The organism is Amycolatopsis sp. 2-15 (assembly GCF_030285625.1).
Classification (GTDB): domain Bacteria; phylum Actinomycetota; class Actinomycetes; order Mycobacteriales; family Pseudonocardiaceae; genus Amycolatopsis; species Amycolatopsis carbonis.
On sequence record NZ_CP127294.1, the window covers coordinates 397,790 to 412,609 of the forward strand.

The 14,820-nt window shown below is 72.6% G+C and carries 14 protein-coding genes; 4 read left to right on the forward strand and 10 right to left on the reverse strand.

Features of this window, described 5'->3' with window-relative positions; all coding sequences use genetic code 11:
* Positions 1-3: 3 nt before the first annotated feature.
* Positions 4-1,095, reverse strand: coding sequence for an RDD family protein (locus QRX50_RS01810; protein ID WP_353074082.1), 1,092 nt, complete (start codon positions 1,093-1,095; stop codon positions 4-6).
* Positions 1,096-1,242: 147 nt separating this feature from the next.
* On the opposite strand from QRX50_RS01810, the gene QRX50_RS01815 reads away from it, so the two are divergent.
* Positions 1,243-2,247, forward strand: coding sequence for a stage II sporulation protein M (locus tag QRX50_RS01815; RefSeq protein WP_285970256.1), 1,005 nt, complete (start codon positions 1,243-1,245; stop codon positions 2,245-2,247).
* Here QRX50_RS01815 and QRX50_RS01820 read toward each other — a convergent pair.
* The 7 genes from QRX50_RS01820 to QRX50_RS01850 all read right to left on the reverse strand — a co-directional run bounded on the left by QRX50_RS01820 (position 2,244) and on the right by QRX50_RS01850 (position 8,443).
* Positions 2,244-2,495: a hypothetical protein gene (locus QRX50_RS01820; RefSeq protein ID WP_285970257.1), complete on the reverse strand. Its 252-nt coding sequence runs from the start codon at positions 2,493-2,495 to the stop codon at positions 2,244-2,246. The two genes, QRX50_RS01815 and QRX50_RS01820, sit on opposite strands and share 4 nt — an antisense overlap.
* 35 nt (positions 2,496-2,530) lie before the next feature.
* Positions 2,531-3,019 (reverse strand): RICIN domain-containing protein, encoded by a 489-nt coding sequence (locus QRX50_RS01825; RefSeq protein ID WP_285970258.1) that lies wholly within the window; start codon positions 3,017-3,019, stop codon positions 2,531-2,533.
* A gap of 90 nt (positions 3,020-3,109) precedes the next feature.
* Positions 3,110-4,402 (reverse strand): DUF58 domain-containing protein, encoded by a 1,293-nt coding sequence (locus QRX50_RS01830; protein WP_285970259.1) that lies wholly within the window; start codon positions 4,400-4,402, stop codon positions 3,110-3,112.
* Between the two features lie 3 nt (positions 4,403-4,405).
* Entirely contained in the window at positions 4,406-5,389 is a 984-nt protein-coding gene (locus QRX50_RS01835) for an AAA family ATPase (RefSeq protein ID WP_285970260.1), read from the reverse strand.
* Positions 5,386-6,525: a DUF4350 domain-containing protein gene (locus tag QRX50_RS01840; protein WP_285970261.1), complete on the reverse strand. Its 1,140-nt coding sequence runs from the start codon at positions 6,523-6,525 to the stop codon at positions 5,386-5,388. Before QRX50_RS01840 ends, QRX50_RS01835 begins: the two co-directional genes overlap by 4 nt.
* A complete protein-coding gene (locus QRX50_RS01845; protein ID WP_285970262.1) occupies positions 6,522-7,157 on the reverse strand; it encodes a DUF4129 domain-containing protein in 636 nt (211 codons plus the stop codon). Before QRX50_RS01845 ends, QRX50_RS01840 begins: the two co-directional genes overlap by 4 nt.
* Positions 7,151-8,443 carry a DUF7847 domain-containing protein gene (locus tag QRX50_RS01850; RefSeq protein WP_285970263.1) on the reverse strand — a complete coding sequence of 431 codons (1,293 nt, stop codon included), beginning with the start codon at positions 8,441-8,443 and terminating at the stop codon, positions 7,151-7,153. The genes QRX50_RS01845 and QRX50_RS01850 overlap by 7 nt, the downstream gene beginning before the upstream one ends.
* A 317-nt stretch (positions 8,444-8,760) precedes the next feature.
* Here QRX50_RS01850 and QRX50_RS01855 point away from each other — a divergent pair, with 317 nt between their 5' ends.
* Both QRX50_RS01855 and QRX50_RS01860 read left to right on the forward strand, forming a co-directional pair.
* Positions 8,761-9,828, forward strand: coding sequence for a neutral zinc metallopeptidase (locus QRX50_RS01855; protein ID WP_434533316.1), 1,068 nt, complete (start codon positions 8,761-8,763; stop codon positions 9,826-9,828).
* Positions 9,829-9,852: 24 nt separating this feature from the next.
* Entirely contained in the window at positions 9,853-12,696 is a 2,844-nt protein-coding gene (locus QRX50_RS01860; protein ID WP_285970265.1) for an AfsR/SARP family transcriptional regulator, read from the forward strand.
* Here QRX50_RS01860 and QRX50_RS01865 read toward each other — a convergent pair.
* Together QRX50_RS01865 and QRX50_RS01870 are read right to left on the reverse strand one after the other, a co-directional pair.
* A complete protein-coding gene (locus QRX50_RS01865) occupies positions 12,659-13,078 on the reverse strand; it encodes a hypothetical protein (RefSeq protein ID WP_285974325.1) in 420 nt (139 codons plus the stop codon). The two genes, QRX50_RS01860 and QRX50_RS01865, sit on opposite strands and share 38 nt — an antisense overlap.
* 169 nt (positions 13,079-13,247) lie before the next feature.
* Positions 13,248-14,330, reverse strand: a complete 1,083-nt coding sequence (locus QRX50_RS01870; RefSeq protein WP_285970266.1) for a potassium channel family protein — start codon at positions 14,328-14,330, stop codon at positions 13,248-13,250.
* 106 nt (positions 14,331-14,436) lie between these two features.
* On the opposite strand from QRX50_RS01870, the gene QRX50_RS01875 reads away from it, so the two are divergent.
* The gene (locus QRX50_RS01875; protein WP_285970267.1) at positions 14,437-14,820 is read left to right on the forward strand and encodes a DoxX family protein; all 384 of its coding nucleotides are present in this window, start codon (positions 14,437-14,439) and stop codon (positions 14,818-14,820) included.

Sequence of the window (14,820 nt, forward strand, 5' to 3'; positions counted from 1 at the left end):
GGGTCAGCTCGGTGGGGTGAACGGGTTCTCCGGCTCCGGCGCGGGCTGCGGTGCCGTCGGCTGGGGCTCTCGGGGCTGCTGGGACTGCTCGGCCGTTGGCGGGTAGTGCTGGGACTGCTCGGCCGTTGGCGACGGGTACTGCTGAGACTGGGGCTGGGCGGCCGACTGAAGCTGCTGGGCCGGCGGCTGGGTCTGCTGGGCCACCGGCTGAAACTGCTGGGCCGGCGGCTGCTGCTGGAACAGCTGCGGCTGATGAGCCTGCTGCTGGAACGGCTGCGGCTGATACGCCTGCTGCTGCGGCCCTGCGTAAGCCGGCCGCGGCCCCGCGTGCACCTGCTGCGCCAGCCGCGCCTGGTCGCGGTTGCGCCGTTCCGCCAGCACCGCCGAGAGGAACACCCACGCCGGCATCCCGTACGGCACCGCCACCCCCACCGCGTGGGCCGTCTGGTCGGCAAGCCCCTGTCCGAGCGCGTGGGCGGCGTCGGGGCGCAGGTCGTGGAAGCGGTTCAGGTACTGGCGCGCGGCGAGCGCCAGATCGTCGGGCAGCCGGCTGAGGTCGAGCTGCGCGGCCCAGCCTTCGAGGCCCGGCGGCATCATGACGTAGGTCTGCGCGCTCTGCGGCACGCGTTCGCGGATCACCAGCGTGCCGGCGAGGTAGTCGCCGACGCGGCGGCCGTTCGACGAGCTCAGCGACACGATCACGGCTACCGCGCCCAGGAACCCGAGCGCCCAGAAGTCGACGAAGAAGCCGGCGAGCGCGCGGGTGAGGGCGTGGCGGAAGCGGATGGGGCCGCCGTCGAGCCGGACCACGCGCAGGCCGAGCGCCATCTTGCCGAGCGACCGGCCGCGGGTGAGCGTCTCGAACAGCACCGGGTAGCCGATCACGATCAGCACGAACACCGACAGCAGCAGCGCGATCGTGAGCGCCGGGTCGAGGTCGGATGAGGTCGCGGCCACGGTGATCACGACGATCAGCAGGAGCGCGCCCTGCACCAGCACGTCGAGCAGCATCGCGACGCCGCGGCTGGCGAGCTTGGCCACCCGGAGGTCGAGGACCACGGCCTCACCGGTGACGAGATCGGACTCTTCCTGCACCGGGCAAGCCTAGTTGCCGGTCCGGCCAAAAGGAGGCGGACACCCAACCGAGCGCCGCCTGCATGTCGCGACGTTTCCGCCGTGGCTGTGGCCGGATCGGCAACAGACGCGTAGTGAGCCCTAGGCTGGGGTCCAGGAGGTGATCGGGTGGACGTCGACGTCTTCGTCACCGCGCACAGCGCGGAGTGGGCTCGGCTCGGCGAGCTCGTGCGGCAGCGAAGGCTGTCCGGGGCCGAGGCCGACGAGCTCGTGACGCTCTACCAGCGCACGGCGACGCACCTGTCGATCATCCGCTCGACGGCACCCGACCCGGCCCTGCTGGCGCGGCTGTCGGCACTGGTCGCGCGGGGCCGCTCGGCGGTCACGGGCTCGCACAGCCCGGCGTGGCGCGAGGTGGCGCTGTTCTTCACCCGTCGTTTCCCGGCCGCGGTGTACCTCAGCCGGCGCTGGTGGATCCCCGCCGCGCTGGCGTCGGTGGTCGTGATGGCCGTGCTCGGCGTGTGGATCGCGGGCGACGAGTCCGTGCGTTCGGCGCTGGTCTCCCCCGACGAGATCAAGGCCATGACGGCGCCCGGCGGCCAGTACGAGACGTACTACTCGACCGGGCCGGCGAGCTCGTTCGCCGCGAAGGTGTGGACGAACAACGCCTGGGTGGCCGCAACCTGCCTGTTCCTGGGCGTCGCACTGGGCCTGCCCGTGATCAGCGCGCTGTGGCTCAACGCGCTCAACGCGGGCATCGCCATCGGCCTGATGTCCTCGGCCGGCCGCGGCGACGTGCTGCTCGGCCTGCTCCTGCCCCACGGCCTGCTGGAGCTCACGGCCGTGTTCATCGCCGCGGGCACCGGGCTGAAGCTCGGCTGGACCGTGATCGACCCCGGCCGCCGCTCGCGCAGCGCCGCGCTGGCCGAACAGGGCCGGTCCGTGGTCGTGATCGCGCTGGGGCTGGCATGCGTGCTGCTGGTGTCCGGCGTGATCGAGGCCTTCGTGACGCCTTCGGGCTGGCCGACGTGGGTGCGCATCGGTATCGGCGCGGTCGTGGAGCTGCTGTTCCTGACCTACGTCTTCACACTCGGCCGCCGCGCCGCCCGCGACGGCGAGCTGGGTGATCTCGACCGCCGCTACACCGGCGACGCGCTGCCCGAGGCCGGTTAGCAGAGGCAGCTGCCCTCGAAGGCGATGGAGTTGCCGTCGTCGAGGGTGGCGCTGCCGGTGAAGCGGATGTCGAACTCACCGGGGTCGGTGAGGACGAGCTTGGGACTCGTGGCTTCTCCGTTCGGGCCGGTTTTCGCCGCCGCCGTCTCCTTGCCGCCTTCGAAGACCAGGACGTTCTGCGCCCGGGCGGCGTGGACGTAGAAGGTGACCGGCACGTCGGGCGCCGGCTGGCCGTTCTCGCCGATCACCCGAACCACGAACGGGTTTGCGGGGTCTTTCGTGGTCAGGTGCTGGCCGTTGCCGGACAGGATGGCGAGCGTGCGGCCACCCGCGGCCCACGCGTTGGACAGGCCCGGCAGCGAACAGACTTCCTGGTACAGCCGCGCGCCCGGCGTCGGCGCCTCGGCGGTGGGCAGCGCGCGGTGGCGACGTTCGCGATCGTCACCAGCCCCGGGTTGCCCGCGACGCGGCGCCACTGCTGCTTGTGGTCCCCGTCGGCGCAGGCGGCCAGCAGCACGCCCACGCCGTCGACCGGGCTCTGCGCGGCGAGGCACTGTCCACTCGCGACATTGCGGTAGTGCTGGGAGGCCTTGTCATACGTCCAGGCCGCGCCCGGGTCCTTCGCGTCGGCCAGCTGCACCTTGCCACCGGCGGTGGCGAGGGAGACCGTGCCCCCACCGTCGGCGAGGTAGACGGGCGCACCCTCGGCCGCGCCGGCCACCCCGCCGGACCCGATGAACAGCAGCACCACCACGAACAGCAGCCGACGCACGCGCGCACTCCCTCGAGCCGAAGTTGTTTCCGGCTTAACAGCCGGGAGTGCGGCGGACCAAGGGAAGCCACTCCATCGAGTGCCGGACCCCTACAGCCGGCCGGCAGCCTTCAGCGCCAGATACCGATCCGCCAGCGCCGGGGGCAGGTCTTCCGGCACGGCGTCCACCACGTCGACCCCCCGGCGGCCCAGGCGGGCGGTGACGGAGGCGCGTTCGGCCAGCGTTCGCTCGGCCGCGGCGGCGTCGTAGACGGCTTCGGCGTCGCCGCGGCCCGCCGCCATCTCGGCGACGCGCGGGTCGGCCACGGACGCGACGATCACCTGGTGCCGGGAGGTCAGCGAGCTGAGCACGGGGAACAGGCCCTCTTCGAGCGGCGCCGCGTCGAGGCCCGTCAGCAGCACGACCAGCGCGCGGCGACGCGTGCGCTGGAGGATTTCCGCGACCATGCCGCGGGAGTCGGTCTCGACGAGCGACGGTTCGAGCGGCGCCATGGCGTTCACGAGCGACGGCAGCAACGTCGTGGCCGATGAGCCAGGCACGGCGGCGCGCACGCGGCGGTCGTAGGCCAGCAGGTCCACGCGGTCGCCGGCGCGGGAGGCCAAGGCGGCCAGCAGCAGTGCGGCGTCCATGGCGGCGTCGAGCCGGGGTGCGTCGCCGACTCGGCCGGCGGAAACGCGGCCGGTGTCGAGCACCAGAACCACGTGCCGGTCGCGTTCCGGGCGCCAGGTGCGGACCATCACGTCGGCCGCGCGGGCGGTGGCGCGCCAGTCGATGGAGCGGACGTCGTCGCCGGCCACGTATTCGCGCAGGGAGTCGAACTCCGTGCCCTGGCCGCGGATCATCACGGCGCTGCGGCCGTCGAGCTGCTGCAGCCGCGCGAGCCGGGACGGGAGGTGCTTGCGGCTGTGGAACGGCGGCAGCACGCGCACCGACCACGGCACCTCGTGTGAACCCTGGCGCGCCGCGAGGCCGAGCGGTCCCGCCGCGCGCACGGTCACGCGGAACGCCCGGCGGTCGCCGCGGCGAGTCGGCAGCATCGCGGTGGTGTAGACCCGCCGTTCGCCCGGTGGCACGGAGATCCGGTGCCGGTCGTCGGCTCCCGCACTCGGCGGCCACGCGTCGCGCAGCAGCCCACGAACCGAGCGCCGGCCCGGGTTCGTGACGGTCAAGCTGACCTCGGCGGGTTCACCGAGGCGCACGGAAGTGGTGCCGCTGCGCGAAAACCGCAGCGCGCGCACGCTGCCGGCGAGCACGAGGTCCACGGCCACCAGCACCAGCAGCACCACGACGACGCCGAGCACGCCGGCCGCGGACGGGAACAGCAGCCCGACCACCAGCGCACCCAGCAGCGCCAGCAGCCCGAGCCGCCCGGTGAGGGCCACCGCTCAGCGCGGCACCGGCACGGAGGCCAGCACCCGGTCGAGGACCCCGTCGGCCGTCACGCCCTCGAGCTCGGCCTCGGGCCGCACGTCGAGCCGGTGCCGCAGCGCGGACCGGGCCAGCGCCTTCACGTCGTCCGGCGTCGCGTAGTCGCGGCCGGCGAGCCAGGCCCACGCGCGCGTGACGGCGAGCAAAGCCGTTGCGCCACGCGGGGAAACACCGATGCGCACGGCCGGCAGCTCCCGCGTCGCGCGGCACAGGTCCACGACGTAGCCGATCACCTCGGGCCCGATCGTCACGCGCGCCACGGCCTGGCGTGCGGTCGCGAGCTGCTCGGCGCCGGCGACGGGACGAAGGCCCGCGGCGGCGAGGTTCCGCGGGTCGAAGCCCTGCGCGTGGCGCCAGAGGATGCCGATCTCGTCTTCACGCGAGGGCGCCGGCATCGTGAGCTTGAGCAGGAACCGGTCCAGCTGCGCTTCCGGCAGCGGGTAGGTGCCCTCGTATTCCACGGGGTTCTGCGTCGCGATGACCATGAACGGGTCGGGCAACGGCCGCGGCTTGCCGTCGATCGAGACCTGCCGCTCCTCCATCGCCTCCAGCAGCGACGACTGCGTCTTCGGCGGCGTGCGGTTGATCTCGTCGGCCAGCAGCAGGTTCGTGAACACCGGGCCCTCGCGGAACGAGAACTCCCCGCTGTGCGCGTCGTACACGAGTGAACCCGTGACGTCGCCCGGCATCAGGTCGGGCGTGAACTGCACTCGCGTGGTCTTCAGGTCCAGCGACGCCGCCAAAGCCCGCACCAGCAACGTCTTCGCGACGCCGGGCACGCCCTCCAGCAGCACGTGCCCGCGGCAGAGCAGCGCCAGGATGAGCCCGGTGACGGCCGCGTCGTTGCCCACCACGGCCTTGCCGACCTCGGTGCGCAGGGCGATCAGGGCCGCTCGCGCGTCTTGAGCCTGATTCGGCGCCTGCGTCTGTTCGGTACTCAAGACCGCTCCACCTCTCGTTCCACGCTGTCCAGTTCGTCCGCCAGCCGGACCAGCCCGGCTTCGTCGGCCGGGGGCGGACCGTAAAGCACGCCGCCGACCTCGGCCGGGTTCCGGCCCGTGCGCGCGCTCACTGTCTCGACCACCGCAGCCGCTTCGGCGTCCCGCGGCAAGCCCAGCCTCGTGCGCAGCCGCGCGCGGGCTGCTTCCCGTAACGTCTCCGCCGCGTGCCCGGCCGCGCCGCCCCGGCGGTACAGCCGCGCGCGCCCCTCGGCCGTCTCCGCCGCCCGCACCACGATCGGCAACGGTTCGCTCACCACCGCGCCGAGGCGGCGTGCGCGCCACAAAGCCAGCAGCACCACGGCGATCCCGGCCGTGAAGGCACCGTAGCGCCAGCCGGGCGGGATGAGGTCATAGAAGGACTTTTGCCCGCCGCCGAGCGCGGGATCCGTCGGCGACGGCACGTACCAGACCAGCCGCTGGTGGTCGCCCAGCAGCCGCATGCCGAGCGCCGCGTTGCCTTCCTCGGCGAGCCGGTCGTTGGTCAGCGGCGCACCCGTGCCGAGCACGGTGACGGTGCCCGAACGGTCGGCGACCTGGACGAACGTCGGCGCCGACCCGTCGCGGTAGCACTGGCGGGCTTCGGGGTCGTCGGTGCGGAAACGCGTGCCCCCGAGTGTCGCGGATCCTGCGCCGACCGCCGCGCCGACCGTGCAACCCGGGTCGAGCGTGGCGACGTCGCCGCTGCCGATCGCCCGCACCGTCGGGAGCACTTGGGACAGTGCCTCCGGCCCGGGCGCCAGCAGCACGAGGTGCGCGACGCGGCGGCGCAGGTCGACGAGCCCGTTGCCCGGCACCTGGTCCGGCGAGGTGATCACGAGCGTGCCGCCGTCGACCTGCGCCAGCGCCTCGGCGATCGTGTGGACGGGGTGGACGTCGACGCCTTCTTCTTGCAGCAGGTGGGAAAGGGCGTGGCTGCCGTTCGGTTCGTAGGAACCCGGTTCGAGCTCGCCGCTCGTCTGGTCGCCGCGGCTGAGCACGAGCGCCAGCGCGACGAGCACGATCAGCAGCAGGAGCGCGAGCGGAACCCGCACGCCGCGCCAAATACGCCGGAGATCAGGCGAAACGGAGGTCGTCACGCGCCCACCAGCACCGGCCGCTCACGGCGGACCCGGTTGTCGAGGTCGGTCAGGGCGCGGTAGGCGGCTTCGGTGCCGGCCCGGCCGCCGTAGTGCACGTCGTCGAACTGCCGGGCGCCCGCCGCCAGGTCGGCGGCGAGGTTGGGCAGCAGCGCGCCCGCTTCGGCGGCGGCCTCATCGGCCGTGCGGCCGGAACGCGAGTCGAGCAGCGCGCGTTCTTCGAGGCCCCGCACGATCGCGCGGAACCGCTCACGCACGGCGTCGGCGAATTGTCCTTGCGCGGCAGCCTGTTCGGCGGCTTTCCGGTACTCGTCGGCACTGCGCCGGCGGCCCGAGAAGACCTGGCGCGCCGCCTGCGCCGCGCGCCCGACCTTCCCGACGCGCAGCCGGACCACCACGATCAGCACGATCAGAAGTCCGATGATCAGCAGGAGGCCCAGCGGCCCGCCCGGCACCCCGGACAGGCTGTTCAGCAGCTCGCTGAACTTCTCCCCCAGCCAGTGCGCGACCTGTTGCAGCAGCCCGGGCCGCGCGGCCGCATACGCCGGGTCGCTCAGCTCCTGGATCGCCCGCAGGCGGGCGGGGTCCCGGTCGATGTCGACCGGGACGTCGGTGAGCAGGAACGTCACCACGCCTGCCGCGGCGCCGGCGGCGGGTTGAGGCCCGCGGCCCGCGCCAGCTCGATGTCCATGCCCTCGCGGCGCATCCGCTGGTCGATGTAGAGGACCACCGTGACCAGCGCGGTGAACGGCGTGACGATCGTCGACGAGATCACCGTGCCCACCGCGCTCAGCACCAGGCTGCCGGTGGTCTGGACCGGCACCGTGGCCTGCGGGTCGAACAGGCCGGAGAACGCGCCCGAGCCGAGGTCGAACGGGATGCCGATGATCGCCGAGATCAGCCAGCCGATCACGGCGGCCAGCAGCAGGATGCCGAGCACGCGCCAGAACGCGCCCGACACGAGCGTGCGCGAACGGCCGAACGCCTGGCGCACGGTGCCGCGTTCGAGGACCAACGCGGGGCTCGCGAGCGCCCAGAACACGTACGGGATCACGGCCGGCAGCAGGCAGAAGATCGCCGCGACCATGGTGGCCAGCGCGTACAGGACCGTCAGGCCCAGCAGCGGCAGCAGCCGCGGCGCGGCCTCGCGCAGGGCCGTGCGGAAGTCGACGGGACGGCCGAGCACCGCCTTGCCCATCACGACCGTGAGGAAGCCGGTGAGGAACGTCTGGCCGAGCAGCGTGATGATCAGCGTCGGGACCAGCGACAACGCGGTGCTGCCAAGCAGGTTGTACATCGCGTCGAGCGCTTCCTGCTGCGTGGCGGCCGGGCCGAGCGTCGCGACGCGGTTGAGGTCGGGCTGCACCACGAGCTGCACGATGAGGTTCAGGCCCGCCACGATCACCGCGATCACCGCCGACGTGCCCAGGATCAGCACCGGGTAGCGCCGGACGGCGGTGATCGCGCCGTCGAGGATGTCGCCGACGTTGAGCGGGCGCAACGAGATCACGCCGGGTTTGCCGAGGCCGTGCGGGGTCCAGCCGCCCTGCTGCCCGTAGGCGCCGCCGGGATACTGCGGCATCGGCTGCCCGTGCTGCTGACCGGGCGACTGCCATTGGCCACCGGGCGGCGGGGTCTGCTGCCGGCCGGGTGACTGCCAGCCGCCGGACGGCGGGGTCCGCGGAGTCTGGGGCTGCTGCGAAACGCCGCCGGTGCCAGGCGTCTGCGGCGAGCCTTCGGGCTGCGCTGTGCCGGAAGAAGCAGGTGTGCCGGAAGAAGCGGCTGTGCCGGATGCCGGCGTGCCCGTGGCGCCGGTCTGGTCGGGATTGGTCGGTTCGGGGCGCTGGAAACCCTGGCTCGGGGTGGGCGCGTCGTCCTCGGGCGCGCCGGACCCCGGCGAACCGGGTGTGTCTGTCATCGAAGCCCCTCGTACTCACGACCCGTCACTTGCTGCCGCTCACTCTTCCAGAGGCGCCCAAACCGGGCCAGACCTGGGGTGACACCCGGGTCGGGTGACGGCGTCGGCACGAGTGGTGCGTACCGCCCCCGTTCCCCCGATATGCTGAACGGAAGCCGGGGGCCGCCCGGCCCGTGCCGAGACCCTCCGGGACTGCCCTGATGACGCAACCGCCCTACGGCCAGGTGCCGCCTCGCGGGACCGTTCAACCGCCGCCGGTCCCGGGTCACGGGCCCGGCAGGCAGGGACCGCCGGGTCCGCCCGTGTCGGGGCCGGCCATGCAGGGTCCGGCCAGGCAGGGCCCGCCACCGGGACCTCCGCAGGGGCCGCCACCGCAGAACCCGTGGCTGGGCCAGTACCCACCGCAGCGCTTTCCGCCGCAGCACCAGAAGAAGTCGCCGGGCGCGATCATCGGGATCGCGCTCGGTGCCGTCACGGTGCTGGTGCTCGGGATCGTCGCGATCGTCGCGCTGAACCGGCCGAGCCAGGGCGCGAACGCCACCGGCTACCAGAACCCGCCGGCGCCCGCGCCGACCAGCGCGTTCGAGCTGCCGCCGAACAACGGCTCGTCCTCCACCGCGTCGTCGGCGCCGACCGAGTCGTCCGAGCCGAGCTCCACGGGCCCGCAGAAGATCCTCAAGCTGGCCGACCACCCGATCCTGCAAGACCCCAACGCCGGGCTGCAGAACCGCGTCTGCGACCTGCCGACGTGGCAGAGCACGCAGTCGCGTGCGGAAGCGTTCTTCACCGCGGCCAGCAAGTGCCTCGACGCGGCGTGGGGCCCGTTCCTCCAGGCCTACGACCTGCCGTTCACCCCGCCCGCGCTGCATTTCCCCACGGGGCCGAGCTTCGAGACCGCGTGCGGCACGATCCAGGTCGGCATCGCGACGGCGGCGTACTACTGCGAGGACAACCTGTACGTGCCCTTCGCCGGCCTGCAGACCGACCAGTACGGCAACAACCCGGGCGTATACCTGGCGTTGTTCGCCCACGAGTACGGCCACCACGTGCAGGAGGTCGCCGGGATCATGGACGCCGCGTGGCAGAAGATCTACGCGGCCGGCCAGAACAGCCCCGAGGGCCTGGAGATGTCACGGCGCAAGGAACTGCAGGCCCAGTGCTTCTCGGGCATGTTCCTCGGCGCCCACGTCGACCAAGGCGGCACGATCACCCGCGACATGTACAACAAGGCGTGGAACGACCAGGAGACCCGCGGCGACAACACCTCCCACAGCCACGATCACGGCACCAACGCCCACTACGCCTACTGGTGGCGCCAGGGCGCGAAAGCCAACCGGATCGCCGACTGCAACACGTTCGCGGCGCCGTCGTCCTTGGTCAGCTAGGGATCCGGTGCCGGTCGAGGTCCCGTGAGCACACCCAGTGCACCGACGGTGCGGTTCGAGCTGCTCGGCCACCTGCGCGCCTGGCGGGGAGGTCGTGAGCTCGCCCTGGGGCCGCCCGCGCAGCGCCTGCTGCTGACGGTCCTGCTCGCGCGCGGCGGCCGCCCGGCCGGGCTCGACGAGCTCGTCGGCCTGCTGTGGGAGGACGAGGTGCCGGCCAGCGCCGGCAACGTGATCCAGCGCTACGTCGGCGCGTTGCGGCGGCTCGTGGAACCCGACCTGCCCGCCCGGGCGCAGGGCTCGTGGCTGGTGCGCGATTCGAGCGGGTACGCGCTGCGGCCCGGTGCCACGACGTCGGACCTCGCCGAGTTCCGCGCGTTCGCGGAGCAGGCCCGGCAGGTCGAGGCGTCAGGCGAGGCGATGGCCTGGTTCGTCAAGGCACTGGACCTGTGCCGCGCCACCGCCGGGGCCGGGGCGGCCGTGCCGACGCGCGTCGCCGCGCTGCTGGCCGGCATCGACCGCGAAGTCGCCACCGTGCTGATGCAGGCCGCCGACCTCGCGCTCGACACGGGGCAGTCGCCGCAGCCGCTGCTGCCGCACCTGGAGCGGGTGGCCGCGCTGGACCCGTTCGACGAAGGCGTGCACGCGCGCCTGATGCGCACACTGGCGACGCTCGGTCGCCGAGCGCTGGCCCTCGAGGTGTACCGGGCGATCCGGGACCGGCTGGTCGACGAGCTGGGCGTGGAGCCCGGGCCGGAGCTGGCCCAAGTGCAGCGCGAGCTGCTCGCCGAACCGGAGCGGCAGCCCGAACGGCCCGCCGCTCCGCGAGTACGGCCCGCGCAGCTGCCACCGGGCTTGGCGGCGTTCACCGGCCGCGACACCGAACTGGTCACGTTGTCCCGCGTCCTGGAGACGGCCGCGGCCGCCCGGACCATGCCGCTGGTGGTGATCGACGGGCTCGCGGGCGTGGGCAAGACGTCACTGGCCATCCGCGTGGGCCACCGGGTGGCCGCGCAGTTCCCGGATGGCCAGCTTTACGTCGACCTGCGCGGCTTCGACCCCGGCGGCGCGGTCGTGGGCCCGGCCGATGCGTTGCGGGGCTTCCTCGAGGTGCTCGCGCCGGGCTCGGTGCCCACCGGACTCAACGCACGCAGTGGCCTCTACCGCAGCTTGCTGGTCGGGCGGCGGATGCTCGTGGTGCTGGACAACGTCCGCGACGCCGAGCAGGTGCGGCCGCTGCTGCCCGGCACCCCGGGCTGCGCGGTGATCGTGACCAGCCGCAACAGCCTCGCGTCCCTGGTCGTGTCCGACGGCGCCGAGGTGCTGACGCTCGACACGCTCACCGAGGACGAAGCCCGCCGCGCGCTCGCCCGGCGGCTCGGCGAAGAGCGGGTGACGGCCGAACCCGAGGCCGCCGCCGAGATCATCCGGCTGTGCGGCCGCCTCCCGCTCGCGCTGGCGATCGTGGCGGCCCGCGTGCGCACCCGCCCGCAGCTGACCTTGACCGCCCTCGCCACCACGCTGCGCGAAACCCGCGGCACGCTGGCGGCCTTCCGCACCGACGACGTCGGCGACGTCCGCACCGTCTTCTCCTGGTCGTACCAGACGCTCAGCGAGGCGGCGGCGCGGCTGTTCCGGCTGCTGGCCCTGCACCACGGCACCGACATCTCCGCCGAGGCCGCGGCGAGCCTCGCCGGCGTGCCGCTGCCTCAGGGCCGCAAGCTGCTGGAAGAACTCACGCGCATCCGGTACCTCAGCGAGCACCGGCCGGACCGCTTCACCGCACACGATCTGGTCCGCGCCTACTCCCTGGAGCTGATGGAGGCCACGGACTCACCCGAGGAGCGGGCGGCGGCGCTGCGCCGGCTGGTCAACCACTACCGGTGCGTCGCCCACGCGGCAACCCTGGCACTGCGACCGGTGAGGCCACCCAACGACCACGTACCGGTGGCGGAGCCGGGTGTGACCGTGACCCGGATCGGCGGGTACGACGACGCCGTGGCGTGGTACGAGGCCGAGCTGCCCACCCTGACCCTGCTGGTCCGGGAGCTGGCCGCGACCCCGGCACTGCGCTCCGAAACGGCGCCGCTGGCGCTTTCGCTGGCCATGCCCTACGAGCAGTTCGTGCGTGGCGAGGAATGGGCATCGGGCATCGAGCTGGCGCTGGAGCTCATCGACGGCGACGACCCGCTGGTCGCGCAGCTGCACCGGAGCCTCGGCCTGTCGTACTACACCGTGCAGCGTTACGAGGACTGCCTGCGTGAGCTGGGCCGCTCGATGGACCTGCAGACCGACGACGCCGAGCTGGCCTACCTGCACATAAACTTCGGGCAGATCTTGGGCGATATCGGCGGCCCGGACCGGTACGCCGAAGCCGTCGACCACTTCCGGCGGGGAATGGAGCTGCATCGGGCAGCCGGCAACACCAAAGCCGAGATGATCGCGACGGCAGGGATCGCGTACCCCCTCGCCAAGCTCGGCCGGCTCGACGAGGCGGTGGCATTGGCGGAGCACGCGGCCGCGCTGTGCGAAGCGGCCGGCGAAGAGCTCGCGCTGCGCACCGCGCAGGGGGCGATCGCTCAGGTCCGGCTGGCGGCGGGCGACCTGGCCGGGGCCACGGAGATCTGGCGTACCTCGATCGATCGGTTCCTTGCTTCGCAAGGCTGGCGCTGGGCGCTGCAAGTGCTGGAACACGTGGTCAAGGCGCACACGGCCGCCGGTGACCACGAGCAGGCCCGGCGCTTCCTGCGCGAGGCGGTGGACATCATCGAAGAACACGACGTGCCGGACGCCTACGGTGCCCGTAGGCAGCTCGGCGAGATCGAGCGCGCACTCAGTGCAGAAGGGCCAGCTTCCCCGAGCCCCGGATGACCAGGAACGCGTACATGCCGCCCGAGAAGCACGCGAAGACCAGCAGCACGAGCGCGATCGGCCCGCGCGCGTCCTGAGCGCCCGCCGACGTGTCGGCCGCGCTGACGGTGATCGGACCGTCGGCCGGAGCGTCCACGGGCACGCCGACCTCGACGCGTTCCCCCTTGGCGTGACCGCAGCCGTTGAGCGTGCCTTGGCGCGGCTTGCCGCCGAGGCTGAACGTGACGGACTCGACCGGATTGCCCGCCGAACACGCGGCCGGCTGGGTCACCTCGGCCTGCACGGGCGCGCCGGCACCGTCGCCCGCGATGCCGAACAGGCCGGGCCCGGCGAGCCACGCCAGCACCACCACGAGCACGCCGGCGGCAGCCGGGAGGCCCACCTGCAGCCACCTCTGGGCTGAGGTCTTGCTCGTGAGGTCGGAGAGCTGCACGCCGCCATGGTTCCAGATCCACGGGGCAAAACCCAGTGAGGTCCCGGCGGCCCTGGTCACCGTCCGCCGATCGGCCGTCACCCAGTGGTCAGGAAGTCACGGCTCAGGATTCGACGCTTCAGGATTCGACTTTGTCGGCCGAGGTGACCTTCTTGACGTACAGCAGCCGGTCGCCCGGTTCGATCGCGTCGGCCTGTGGGGCGTCGACGCGGTAGAGCACGCCGTCGCGGACCACGCCCAGCACGATGTCGGGCAGGTGCCGCGGCGAACCGCCCTCCTCGGACGGCTCCACGGCGCGCTCGGCGATCGCCAGGCCCGACTCCGGCGTGATGAGGTCCTCGACCATGTCGACCACGAGCGGCGTCGAGGTCGCCATGCCCAGCAGGCGCCCGGCCGTCTCGCTCGAGACCACGACCTGGTTCGCGCCCGACTGCTTGAGCAGGTGGACGTTCTCCGCCTCCCGCACCGACGCCACGATGTGCGACTTCGGCGCCAGCTCGCGAGCAGTGAGCGTGACGAGCACTGCGGTGTCGTCGCGGTTCGGGGCCACGACCACGGCCTTGGCGTGCTGCACGCCGGCCACGCGCAGCACGTCGGCCCTGGTCGCGGAGCCGTGCACGGTCACCAGGCCCATCGAGCTCGCGGCCTCCAGCGCCTGCTGGTCGGTGTCGACGACGACGATGCGGCTGGGTTGCACGTCCTCGTCACCGAGCAGCGCGTTGACGGCCGAGCGGCCCTTGGTGCCGAACCCGACGACGACGGTGTGGTCGCGCACCTTCGTCCTCCACTTCTGGATCTTGAATGCCTGCCGGGAGCGCTCAGTGAGCACCTCCAGCGTGGTCCCGACGAGGACGATGAGGAAGAGCACACGCAGGGGCGTGATGATGAGGACGTTCACCAGCCGCGCCGACGCCGACGCCGGCGCGATGTCGCCGTAGCCGGTCGTGGAGAGCGAGACGGTGGAGTAGTAGATCGCGTCGAGGAAGGACACCCCGTCGCCGTTGACGTCGCGGTAGCCGCCGCGGTCGGCGAACACGATCAGCACCGTCGCCAGCAAAGCCAGCAGCGCGCCGATGATCCGCTTGACGATCGAGCGCATCGGGCTCGTGGTGAACTCCGGCATCCGGATCACGCCGACGAGCTCGTGGTCGGGGCGGTCGTTGAGCCGGACGTTCAGGGGCAGCCGTTTGAGGGCTTTCATGCACCGGCTCCCCGCGGGTGTTCGGCGTCACTCACAGCGGGGAGGATAGCCGAAGGTCATCGCCCGCACACCCGTCGCGGTGATCACGTTGTGGCAGGCTGGATGCATGCCCGACTCGAGCAGGCCGCAACGGCCCGCGTACTGGCTGGCCGGTTTCCTCGCCTCCGCCGGCCTGACGCACTTCGTGCGCCCCAAGCAGTACGACGCGCTGGTACCGGAGAAGCTCCCCGGTTCGCGTCGCGCGTGGACGTACGCCTCGGGCGCCGCCGAGCTCGGCGTGGCCGCGGCCATCGCGCTGCCCCGGACGCGCCGGCTGGGCGGGCTCGCGGCGGCGCTGCTGTTCGTGGGTGTGTTCCCCGGCAACGTGAAGATGGCGCTGGACTTCGAGCGCAAGAAGCTTTCGGCGCCGGTGCGCGCGGCGGCCTGGTTCCGGTTGACGGCACAGTGGCCGCTCGTGAAGTGGGCGTTGAAGGTTCGCGACAACGCCTGA